The 12,263-nt window shown below is 36.1% G+C and carries 10 protein-coding genes; 9 read left to right on the top strand and 1 reads right to left on the bottom strand.

Annotation, left to right across the window (positions count from 1 at the left end; genetic code table 11):
* Positions 1–66 precede the first annotated feature (66 nt).
* From NAG76_03725 to NAG76_03695, 7 genes are all read left to right on the top strand, one after another.
* Complete coding sequence (locus NAG76_03725) at positions 67–948, top strand: sugar ABC transporter permease (protein URN95382.1); 882 nt, start codon at positions 67–69, stop codon at positions 946–948.
* Complete coding sequence (locus NAG76_03720; GenBank protein URN95381.1) at positions 948–1,778, top strand: carbohydrate ABC transporter permease; 831 nt, start codon at positions 948–950, stop codon at positions 1,776–1,778. Before NAG76_03725 ends, NAG76_03720 begins: the two co-directional genes overlap by 1 nt.
* A 1-nt stretch (position 1,779) precedes the next feature.
* The gene (locus NAG76_03715; GenBank protein ID URN95380.1) at positions 1,780–3,705 is read left to right on the top strand and encodes a family 20 glycosylhydrolase; all 1,926 of its coding nucleotides are present in this window, start codon (positions 1,780–1,782) and stop codon (positions 3,703–3,705) included.
* 23 nt (positions 3,706–3,728) lie between these two features.
* Positions 3,729–5,546, top strand: a complete 1,818-nt coding sequence (locus NAG76_03710) for a histidine kinase (protein URN95379.1) — start codon at positions 3,729–3,731, stop codon at positions 5,544–5,546.
* A complete protein-coding gene (locus tag NAG76_03705) occupies positions 5,543–7,051 on the top strand; it encodes a response regulator (GenBank protein ID URN95378.1) in 1,509 nt (502 codons plus the stop codon). Before NAG76_03710 ends, NAG76_03705 begins: the two co-directional genes overlap by 4 nt.
* Before the next feature lie 211 nt (positions 7,052–7,262).
* The gene (locus tag NAG76_03700) at positions 7,263–7,463 is read left to right on the top strand and encodes a cold-shock protein (GenBank protein ID URN95377.1); all 201 of its coding nucleotides are present in this window, start codon (positions 7,263–7,265) and stop codon (positions 7,461–7,463) included.
* Between the two features lie 84 nt (positions 7,464–7,547).
* Positions 7,548–7,760 (top strand): cold-shock protein, encoded by a 213-nt coding sequence (locus NAG76_03695; GenBank protein ID URN95376.1) that lies wholly within the window; start codon positions 7,548–7,550, stop codon positions 7,758–7,760.
* A gap of 107 nt (positions 7,761–7,867) precedes the next feature.
* On the opposite strand, the gene NAG76_03690 is transcribed toward NAG76_03695, so the two are convergent.
* Positions 7,868–8,806 (bottom strand): RNA methyltransferase, encoded by a 939-nt coding sequence (locus NAG76_03690; protein URN95375.1) that lies wholly within the window; start codon positions 8,804–8,806, stop codon positions 7,868–7,870.
* Positions 8,807–9,586: 780 nt separating this feature from the next.
* Between NAG76_03690 and NAG76_03685 the strand changes: the two genes are divergently transcribed.
* Positions 9,587–11,029: a DEAD/DEAH box helicase gene (locus tag NAG76_03685; protein URN95374.1), complete on the top strand. Its 1,443-nt coding sequence runs from the start codon at positions 9,587–9,589 to the stop codon at positions 11,027–11,029.
* A 487-nt stretch (positions 11,030–11,516) separates the two neighbouring features.
* Positions 11,517–12,260, top strand: a complete 744-nt coding sequence (locus NAG76_03680) for a hypothetical protein (protein ID URN95373.1) — start codon at positions 11,517–11,519, stop codon at positions 12,258–12,260.
* Positions 12,261–12,263 lie beyond the last annotated feature (3 nt).

The raw sequence follows: 12,263 nt of genomic DNA, 5'->3' as shown, positions 1-12,263 counted from the left end.
TTATGATTTGAATTTAATGGCTTATGCTGCAATGCATAAGCCATTAACAATTAAGGAGGGATAGCGATGAATACGCGCAAATTGAACAGGTCATATCCTTTCTGGATGACATCACCTGCAATTATTATTTACACTTTGTTTTTCATTGTACCAATCTTTGCTTCTTTTATTTATTCCTTTACGAATTGGAATATGAATTCTATAAATTCACCCGTATTTAATGGGCTTGATAACTTCAGAAATCTATTCAGTGATGGTGTTTTCTTCAGATCACTGTCAAATACATTACTTTTTGCATTTACAACTACCATATTGAAAACGGTTGTAGGTCTTTCGCTGGCGGTAATAGTTGTGCAGAAGTTTATTGGTAATAGCTTCTTTAGAACGTTATTTTATATGCCATCAGTATTAAGTCCAATGATTGTCGGTTTATTGTTTACTGCTATATTGAAGCAGGAAGGATTAATGAACAATATATTGAATTCCATCGGGCTAGGACAATTAGCTAGAGATTGGCTTGGTAACTATGGAACGGCAATGTTTTGGATTATTGCTATTGAGATATGGATGTGGGCAGGATTCAGTATGTTTATTTTCATTTCTGGACTACAAGCTATTTCAAAAGATTACTATGAAGCCGCAGACATGGAAGGTGCAAGTGCGTGGTTGAAATTCCGCTCCATTACACTACCTTTATTAGCTCCGTCATTTACAGTTGTGACAACCTTGAATATTACCGGGGGCTTGAAAGTGTTTGATCTAGTATATTCTTTAACAGGAGGCGGACCTGGTTTCGATACCCAAGTTTTAAATACTTACACGTATCGAGCGTTCGGCATGGGTTTACTCGGTAAATCTAGTGCCAGTGTGCTTATTCTTTCGTTTGTCGTAGTATTGATTACCTTTGCTCTGAATAAAATGCTGAAGTCAAGGGAGGTTGATGCATAATGAGCTATTCCCTAAAAATGAAAATGAATAAGGTATTATTATTAGTGATCGTTGTTGCAGTATCCACTGTGTTTATTATTCCGATTTTGATGATGCTTCTTGGCTCACTTAAGACGCAAGGAGAAGTGCTTTTACTTGATTTGAGCTTGCCATCTGCCTTTCGAATAGAAAATTATATTCATGTACTAGAAACTGGCTCTATTATGAGAGGCTACATGAATAGTCTAATAACGACGGTGTCCTCGGTTATACTTATTTTGTTCTGTGGTTCAACTGCGGGCATTATTATATCGCGTAGAAGTGATCGCACTTCAAGTGCATTATATTATTACTTTATTTTTGGATTGACGGCAACATTCAATACGGTTACGACCTATGCTCTAATGCTAAAATTAAATCTATATGGTACCTACTTTGGTGTAATTATGGTGTTCACTGCTATAAATCTTTCTTTTGCAGTACTGACCTTTTCTAGCTTTGTGAAAGGTGTACCTAGAGAAATAGATGAAGCCGCAATTGTAGATGGGAGTGGCCCATTTACTCTTATTTTTAGAATATTGATGCCGATATTAAAACCTGTCTTAGTAACGAATTTAATTATTGCAGCCATCGGAGTATGGAACAACTTTATGGTGCCATTATATTTAATGAATAGTTCAGCTAAAATGACAATTCCTCTGACTGTATTTAACTTTTATGGTTTGTATGCACGTGATTGGCAATTTGTTTTTGCCGCATTGACGATAACGATATTACCTGTCGTGGTACTGTATTTGTGCATGCAGCGTTATATTGTTGAAGGAATGACAGCGGGAGCTGTAAAGGGATAATATGCAGAAAAATGAACGAATCGAGGGCATTATTATGAACTTAAAGTTAATCGGATTAAATGCAAGTCAATGTGCTGCGGTGGCCGAGATTTCTAATATACTTGATATTGAATGTTCTGAAACGGGTATCCCTATACATTTTAAGCAATCAGATAAAGGAATTAGTATTAAATATGATGGTCATTCAGGTACAATTACTTATGAACACGATCATCAATATATAAGAGCTCTTGGCTTAATGATAGAGAAAATGAAACAAGAATTGCTAGTTGAATTAACTGAGCTTCCAGTTTATGAGAGCCTTGGTTTTATGATTGATTGCTCTAGAAATGCTGTTATTCACTTTGAAGGCTATCGAAAACTTATTCAACACCTAGCTTTAATGGGGTACTCTACCGTTCAGCTGTATACAGAAGATACCTTTGAAATGAAGGAGTATCCGTATTTTGGTCATATGCGCGGTAGATTCTCGGGTGAGCAACTAAAGCATATGGATACCTATGCTATGCAATTTGGTATAGAGCTTATCCCTTGTATTCAAACGCTGGCTCACTTGGAACAGCCGTTAAAGTGGGCAGCCTTCTCTGATATAGTCGACTGTAATGATATTTTACTAGTTGGTGAAGAGAAAACGTATCAGCTTATTGATACGATGTTCCGTACGCTATCTGAAAATTTGTCTAGCAGAACGATTAATATTGGTATGGATGAAGCTCATATGATGGGTTTAGGCAAATATTTAGATAAACATGGCTATCAAGACAGAGTGACAGTTATGCTGCAGCACTTTGAGAAGGTAGTAGCAATAGCTAGAAAGTATGGTTACAAGCCGATGATGTGGAGTGATATGTTCTTCCGCCTAGCAAGTGGAGGGGAGTATTATGAAGCCGATTCACAAATACGTGAAGATGTCATTGCAATGATTCCAGAAGATGTTACGCTTGTTTATTGGGATTATTATTCAGAGAATACTGAGTTATACAATCGTATGATCAAAAAACATAAGCAGCTTAGCGATAAGATCGTGTTCGCTGGCGGTGCCTGGAAGTGGATGGGCTTCACACCGAACAATGAATTTAGCAAGCATGTAGGGGTCATGGCTCATGAAAGTTGCCTTGCTGGAGGAGTTAAGGAGATACTGATGACAGCATGGGGCGATAATGGGGCTGAATCTTCGCTGTTCTCTATTCTTCCTACTTTGCAACTTTGGGCAGAACTTTGTTATAAGAACAACTCAAATCTTTCAACCTTGGAGCAACGATTTATGACTTGTACAGGGGGCAGTTATAACGATTTCATGAAGTTAGACCTACCTAACTTGGTGCCAGATAATGTCGCACCGGGCGCAAGCTCTATTAACCCCCCGAAATATATATTATATCAGGATATATTAATGGGACTGTTCGATAAACATATTATACCGAAGGTCTATGCGGAGCATTATGAAAGCAGTGCGAAAATTTTAGAGCAATGTATGGAGCGAAATTCGAAATGGAAATCACTCTTTGAAACTCAATATGCTTTATGCAAGTTGCTAGAGCTAAAATGTGATATAGGTAATAACATTCGGGAAGCTTATATGAACAATAACCTTACGCTATTACAAGAGTATGCTAAAGTAATACTACCAGAATTGAAGAGAAGAACTCAGCGGTTTATGTCTACTTACCGTGAACAGTGGGAACAAGAAAATAAGATTTTTGGTCTTGATGTCTTCGATATTCGTATGGGTGGTTTGCTGCAAAGGATGGATACAGCAATTTATCGGATTCTAGGTTATATTAGCGGCCGAATTTCTCAGTTAGAAGAGCTTGAACATGAGCGACTTTATTATGATGGAAGAACTGAAGATAGACAAACAGTAGCGATTACTGCAAATGTTTGGCATCGCATTGCAACCCCATCGGTATTATCAGGTATGATATAGGACCTAATTAAGAAGGTGAGAGCGTGTTTAAAAACATTAAGTTCCAAAACAAAATTATGATCTGGAATATACTGTTGGTTATTGTTATTATGGCATGTGTAGTTGGTTACTTTTATAGTTATGTCGTAAAAATAATTAATGAACGTGAGATGGATAGCTTTAATGCCATTGCATCCAAAACGGCATCTCAATATGATACTTTCATTTATAATATGGACAAAACAGCTCTTCAAATAGCGGCCAATCCCCAGATTGTCCGCTATTTCTCCATTGTTAATAAAGATATGACGACGAATTATTTTATAGAAGAACCCGTTATTGCATCGCAAATCGTTCAGTTATTAAATTCCTACAATTTCAAGAAAGACTCGAATGCCAGAATTAATTTGTACAATAACTACAATGATTTTATTTACACCTCGTCAGTGAATACGACATTTACGGCTATGGAGAGCTTTTTCAGTAGCGATCATTATAAATCAGTAAAAGACTATTTTAATCAAGATGACGTATATTCGATGCAACGTCCACCACAAAAGGACTTTTTAAATGATTCAAAAACTTTACAGAGTCCGGATATGTTTTCTATTATTCGAGAAATTAAAGACTATACTTCTAACAGTCTTAAAAATGGATATGTAGAAGTACAGCAATCAGTTGAACGGATCAATGAAGTTTTTGGTGATTTGGGACAAGATAGCTTCGGTGTTGTAATCGATAAGGATTATAATATAATCTACAAAAGTTCGAACTTAGCTGATCCTTCTGATATTGCTGCACTACAACAATATATTGATCTTGCAAAACAAGAGGGATGGGATAGCGCAACCACATCGATCGCTGGTAAGTTCTTGACGAATGTGGAACTACAGGAGACGAACGGTCGAGTCTTATTCCTGAAAAATCAGTCAACCATCTTGAAACCTCTAATGCAATTTCGCACCCTATTAATTATTGTAAGCGTAATCCTTCTATTAGTAGTCATTATTGCAGAAACAGCGATTGTTAGATATTTGACCAGACCATTAAAGGATTTATATAAATCGATAAAAAAAGTATCCATTCATAACCTTGAATTAGATACTTTAACATACGAAAAGAACGATGAAATTCAGCAAATCAATATTGCATTCGATCGAATGTTACAACGTTTAAATAGTTCGATTCAAAATATGGTAGAAGCAAAAACAAACGAGCTTCAATCTCATTTATTTGCCTTGCAGTCTCAAATGAACCCACATTTTATTCATAATATATTAGCGATTATCTCCATGGAGGCACAAGAATTTGATCATAAGAAAATTATGAATATATGCTCAAAATTGTCTAGAATGCTTCATTTCTCTTCATCTATGGGAGATGGGTTCTGCTCTGCTTCGGATGAGCTAAAACATGCGGCCAACTACTTGTCATTAATGAAAGAACGTTACGAAGAGTTATTCAACTATACGATTGAAATTGACGAATCTATTCATGAAGTCACAATTCCTAAACTTATCATTCAACCCATTTGTGAAAATAGCTTTAATCATGCATTTAGAATGGTAGAACCTATTTGGGAATTGAATATTAAGGCGTATACTCAACATAATCAATGGTATATAGAGATAAAGGATAATGGAAATGGTTTTGATGAGGAATTTATTAATACATTCAATGGGATATATAAAAACGTAGGACTTGAGAACGCTAAGGCAGCGTTGGAGAAAATAGAGATTGGTGGTTTGAGTTTACCTAATATTTATATGCGACTAAAATTGGTTTACGGGGACGGAATGATATTTGAATTACGCAATGATATCTATGGCGCCACAGTTATTATTGGGGGTGTAATTACATGATTAGAGTACTTATTGCAGAAGATGAATTACCAATATTACGTGGTATCAAACGAATGGTGGAAAAGCTTAATCCTCAATTTGATGTAGTGTGCTTGGCGAAGAATGGGCAAGAAGCAATACGATATATGGAAGAGCATCCTGTTGATGTCGTGTTTACAGACATTAATATGCCGGTATGTGACGGAATTGCAGTGATGCGCTATATTTCAGAAAATCATGCCCATATGCATTCTGTCGTCATTAGTGGCTATAATGAATTTAATTATGTTAAAGAAGCGATTAAATATGGTGCCAAAAATTACATTCTAAAGCCAGTAGATGAGAAGGAATTAATGGAATTGTTGGCAATGCTAGAGCAGAAAATTATGAAATCAGATCATGAGCAGAAAAAACAACTCTTTTTTGATGCTTTATTTTTCCCGAAACAGGTAAGTAAAGAAGAATGCCTTAGTCCTCATACATTCGTTATGTATGTCTGTATAGGCTCTTTTCCTATGGAAGTAAGTGAGGAAGCTATGTTTAGAGAACTTCCATTTGGTGAAATAAAATTATTAAACTTCTTTGATCGTATGCTCGGAGATTCCGGAGTTACTTGGGTTTATCATGCATATTCTGTATCCGAATATGCAGTGGTACTTCAGTTAAAGGAACCAGAGCAAATTCAGTTTATTGCTGAGCAAGTTCTAATTCATACAACTACAAATGACGAGCTTCCTGTAACGGTTATTATCAGTGAGGAGGTTACTCAAACAAGTAAAATGTATCATGTTTATAACCAGCTTCGCAGGCAGATGTATGAATATGCGCCGTTTGGAAAATCTTCAGTGATTAGGGGAAGTAAAAGTCATAGCGATGATTTCGTACTCGAGAAAACTGTGGATGATCGAATTGTATATGCAGTAAGAAAAGGAAATTATCTCTTATTAAGAGATGAGGTCGTCCAATTAAAAGATAAGCTTAGTCAATTCCAGCCATCACAAAAGAAATTGAAATATATACTTGATCATATCATGATTATTATAAAGAGGAATTCTGAAGTGTATAAGCAAGATTTAACTGAATATCATGTAAATGAACTGTTAACTAATTGCTTTGACTACGATAGTTTGTTCGACGACTTTTTAGTGATATGTAAAAATATGTTAAATAATAACGAGTTTGATACTAGAGATAAAGAAGATTTGATGAGGAAGGTGGAGCAATATATCAATTCTAATATACATCTAAACTTATCTTCAAAAATTTTATCACAAAGATTTGGGTTGGTTGCCCCCTATCTTAGTAAATTATTTAAAGAATATAAAGGTGAATCACCTGCGCAGTACATTCAGAATATTAGAATTGATTTAGCTAAAAAGATGCTAGTTGAAAATCCAAGTTTATTATCAAAAGATATTTCTGAGATTATCGGCTACAATGATTCGTTATACTTCTCTAAGACCTTTAAGAAAAATGTTGGGGTATATCCATCAGAATATCGATTGTATGCACTATCTGAGAAATAATAAAATCGCAAGTTTTAAGCTTTTTGAAATATTTGAAAAAATAATTTTTTGAATAGCTGTTATTATTTGAAAAGTGTGTTATAATAAAATTTGATTAAGAGCGACCTAATGGGTTCATCTTCATAGCACAGTAATCTTACTTAGAAAACTAAGCTGGAAATGAATTACTTAATGATATTTAGGTGGTTTTGAGAAAAGGATGGTATTGAATATGGAAACAGGAACAGTAAAATGGTTTAATGGTGAAAAAGGATTTGGCTTTATCGAGGTTGAAGGCGGAAGTGACGTATTCGTACATTTCAGCGCAATCGTTGGAGATGGCTACAAATCACTAGACGAAGGTCAACGTGTTGAGTTCAACATTACTCAAGGTAACCGTGGTCCTCAAGCTGAAAACGTTGTAAAACTTTAATACAAACGATGTTGTCCCGATTTTAATTAATCGGGGCAATTATTATTTTGTACCAATAAATTCAGAATAGAAGGTAGGATGCATATGTATAACTCTCGTAAGAAGCCGCTTGAAGACGTAGTAACTGAATTGACAGTGATTTGGGCTTGTTCAAATGAGAATTGTATGGGATGGATGCGGGATAATTTTGCTTTCTCAACAACTCCAGTGTGTCCACAATGTAATTCTGCAATGGTAAAAGGCGAAAAACTGTTACCAGTTGTTGAAAATACTAGCCCTAGCCAATCAAAAGAATAGATTAATTTGAACCATTTGGTTTAATGATATTATGTAAAAAGACACCTTATCAGGTGTCTTTTGCTTTGTAGACATATTTGATTTTAGGTTGCGATTCAGAAGAATAGCTACTGACAAACAAGGATTTGTCTAATGAAGTTACTTTTTCTCGTTGTACAGCGATCAAGTATTGTAAAGCCAACATCAGTAAGTAGGTCATCGATATTGCCTACAGTTACAATGACTGCTTTATCTGCAATACGACGAGCATGTTGAATAAGAGATACTTGCGCTTCAGGTGTTGTATGGGAAAAATGGTTATAAGGCAAATCAATAATAGCTACATCATAATGTTCAGTTACCTCAGCGATATCTCCACATACTACAGAAGATTCATAATTGAAATGAATCAAATTTTCACGAGTTCCTTGTACGACAAAGTGATTGATATCTCGGCCAATCATATCAATATTCATTGATAATGCTTCAACGAGTACAGTACCAATACCGCAACAAGGGTCAATGGCTTTAACTCCAGTAGGATCAGGAATGGCAATATTAACGATAGCTCTGGCAACTCGAGTACTTAGTGCGATCGAGTAACTCTTTGGTTTTTTCATATGGGAAAGCCAGATCGCTTTACTTTTAATATAGTTTCCGAAATACCAACGACCGCCCAAAGTTAATATGCCAAATGTTTGGTCAGGCTGACGTACATCAGCATCTCCTTCAATGATCAATCCTAATTGACGCTCAATGTTGCGTTGGTCGTCATATTCGATTTTATCCGCTGCCGATAAATCATTCATTTTCATGAATATGACTTTGAAGGTTTGATCGCCCAGCACGATTTGTGTAACTTGCTCATAAATATCCTCAAGTGTACTTCCTTCATAGAGAACTTCAAGTCGTTCTCGCATAAATGGACTACGGTCTGGGTTGACGCAAATATCACTCATCAAAACGCCAGTTTCGGATTGTGCGCCAAATAAAGCGCGCATTTCAAGTTGACATAATTCCACTTCTTCTACTCTGTATCCATAAGTGTATATATAGTTTGTACTCATAATGAAAATCGTCGCATCCTTTTCCATGACGTGCATAAGACTTTATTATACGCTATAAAGCGCATATATATAAGAGGTAGTTCAAAACAGTCGCTTGGGATCACGAAGTAACGCACTGTAGCTTAATCGGCATCGAAGCTACCATTCATCGGAAGCCTGTGATACTCACGTACCAACTACGTACGCTCCGTTTCTCGTTTCCTAGATTCATGGTATCTTCTTGGTGCTGACAAGCAACTGTTTTGAACTTTTATTTGAAGAGGTAGTTCAAAAAGCGGACTTTGATAACGATGATTATGCTCACGTAGCATAGTCGGCATCGAATATGAAACGAACTTGTAAAGTCCGGTACGCGTGTACCAACTACGTACACTTGCGTTTCCTCCTTTCACAAGTAGCGCTTCATCTTCTTGGTTCTGAAAGCCCGCTGTTAGAACTTTTATTTGAAGAGGTAGTTCAAAAGCGGACTTTAATAACGATGATTATGCTCACGTAGCATAGTCGGCATCGAATATGAAACGAACTTGGAAAGTCCGGTACGCGTGTACCAACTACGTACACTTGCGTTTCCTCCTTTCACAAGTAGCGCTTCATCTTCTCGGTTCTGAAAGCCCGCTGTTAGAACTTTTATTTGAAGAGGTAGTTCTTTTATTTGAAGAGGTAGCTCAAAACAGCCACTATAATAAAGTAGTTTTCAGAGTATAATAGAGTAGAGTAACATTTAATAACGAATTTATCCTATATAATAGGTTAACTAATATACCGTAGAAGAGGTTTATAATGAGCGAAAAGAAATTTACAGATTATCAATTAAGTGAAGAGATAGTAAGGGCGCTACACAGCTTAGGTTATGAAGAAGCGACAGAAGTGCAATCTAAAGTTATTCCAGTAGCGCTACAAAATCAGGATCTTGTCGTGAAGTCACAGACAGGAAGCGGAAAAACAGCAGCATACGGTATTCCGTTATGTGAGCTTGTTGATTGGAACGAGAACAAGCCACAAGCATTAATTCTAACTCCGACACGTGAGCTAGCGGTGCAGGTCAATGAAGATATTACGAATATTGGACGCTTCAAACGTATTAAGTCTACGGCTTTGTATGGTAAATCTCCTTTCCATGTGCAAAAAGCAGAACTAAGACAACGTACACATATGGTCGTTGGTACACCAGGCCGAGTGAATGATCATATTGAACGAGGCACACTTTCACTGGAGCGTATTTCGTACCTTGTTATCGATGAAGCAGATGAAATGTTGAATATGGGTTTTATTGAACAAGTTCAAGCGATTATTCAAGCTATTCCTAATGATCGAGTAACGATGCTATTCTCCGCTACATTCCCCGAGGACGTAGCTAAGCTATCTCGTCAATATATGGACAACCCAACTGAAATTGAGATTAAAGCAAGTGGCCTAACAACATCAACGATTGAGCATTCACTTATTGAAGTAAAGCCAGCAGATAAGCTAGCATTACTACAAAATTTATTAATTGTAGAAAGTCCAGATAGTTGTATTATTTTCTGTCGTACACAGGAACATGTAGACAAATTGTATAAAGAAATGGTTGAATGTGATTACCCGGTTGATCGCATACATGGTGGTATGGAGCAAGTAGAGCGATTTGAAGTTATGAATGCCTTTAGAACAGGACAGTTCCGTTATTTAGTTGCGACGGATGTTGCTGCAAGAGGGATTGATATTACGAATATTACGCATGTTATCAACTATGATATTCCACTAGATAAAGAAAGCTATGTTCACCGTACAGGAAGAACTGGTCGTGCGGGTAAGCAAGGTAAAGCAATTACTTTCGTTGCGCCATCGGATGGTAGACGTTTGAATGATATAGAAGATTATATTGGTTTTGCTATCACTCGAGTAACAGCACCTTCAGAAGATGCTGTTGATCTTCGTAGAGAGGCATTCAATAATAAGTTGAGTGCTGGTCCTGAGTTGAAGAAAGATAAGCGTGAGCAATTGAATAAGCAGATTATGAAGCTTAATTTCAATGGTGGCAAGAAGAAGAAGTTTAGAGCAGTAGATTTTGTTGGGACGATAGCTAAAATCGAAGGCGTAACTGCCGATGATATTGGCATTATTACGATTCTTGACAATGTGACTGATGTAGAGATCCTGAATGGTAAAGGTCAGCTTGTACTTGATGTAATGAGAGAGACTACCGTTAAAGGTAAGCAATTAAAAGTACGCAGAGCAAAATAATATTGTAGTTATATTATAGAAGCACTATCAATAATTAACGTTGTTAACGTTTATTGTTGATGGTGCTTTTTTTGGTTTGTCTAACATAGTTATTATAGTAGTGAAATAACTCAGTATTGACGCATGTGAGCATACTGTCGTTAGATGCATAACGAAAAATTAACCCTCAATGATTGTAGTTGTGGGTTATTTATGATTATACATACTCTTTACTAAGGATCGTGCGCTCGTGTATTAAATTTGAAACGATTCACTACAAAAGACGTATCATAGTGGTAAGTTGCCATTTATAGAAAATAAATAACATTTATCCAAAATTTATATGATAAAATAGTGAGGGAATTACAGAATTCCTTTAGTAGATATTCGCTTAGGCAATTGATCAAATCTCAGTAAGAATATCCTTTGAGTACTAGCTTTCGTAGCTACTTTTCATTTCAAAGTAGTTATTCGAGAAGTACATGAAAGGTTTTAGGAGGTTCGTATGTTGAGTAGCATCAAGGTAGTAAAGTTATTTGGACTAATTGTAGCCATTGTATTATTTAATATCATCATGCTGTCTCCTGGATTGGTTGGTTTAACAATAGGTGGAAGCAATGCTATTGAATCGGCTTCTAGTATCACGATATTAATTATTAGTGCGCTAGTGCTGTTATACGGAAGCTACACATTACTATTCAAGTCCCCTGTAGTGTTAGCGGTCAAAGACATTAAGTCTCAAGAAGACTATAAGGAAGGTTTGCTGCAATATAGAAACAATAAAGTGCTTAAGCAGGAAATTGATCTGGCTATTGATCAATTAGAACGAATGGAAAAGAAGAAGTTAACATTACACGAGATTCTTAACGCTAGATTTGAAATAACTGAACTAAGTTACAAAAAGTTTGCAGCAGTAATTATAGCAGTGGAACAACTATTTCTATCCAATATAAAAGGAATTATTAATAAGCTAAATGTATTTGATGCTTCTGAACTATCAGAATTCATTGCTCATCCAAGATCATCTTCATTTTCTAATAAAGTAATGCAACAAAAGTTCGAACTTCACAATGAGTATGTCAATTATGTAAAAGGATATGTCGGGGCTAATGAAGAGATTTTGCTGAAACTAGATAAATTGTTATTGGAAATTTCACTATTAGGCAGCTCAGATTATAGAGATGTTGAGGAAATGCCTTGTATGAAAGAAATAGATGAATTGATTAAGCAAACAAAGTTTTATAAGCAATAAGGG

The sequence above is a fragment of the Candidatus Pristimantibacillus lignocellulolyticus genome (assembly GCA_023639215.1).
GTDB lineage: Bacteria > Bacillota > Bacilli > Paenibacillales > Paenibacillaceae > Pristimantibacillus > Pristimantibacillus lignocellulolyticus.
The sequence above is the reverse complement of the archived record's forward strand: the minus strand, read 5'-3'. Positions and strand labels throughout refer to the sequence as shown.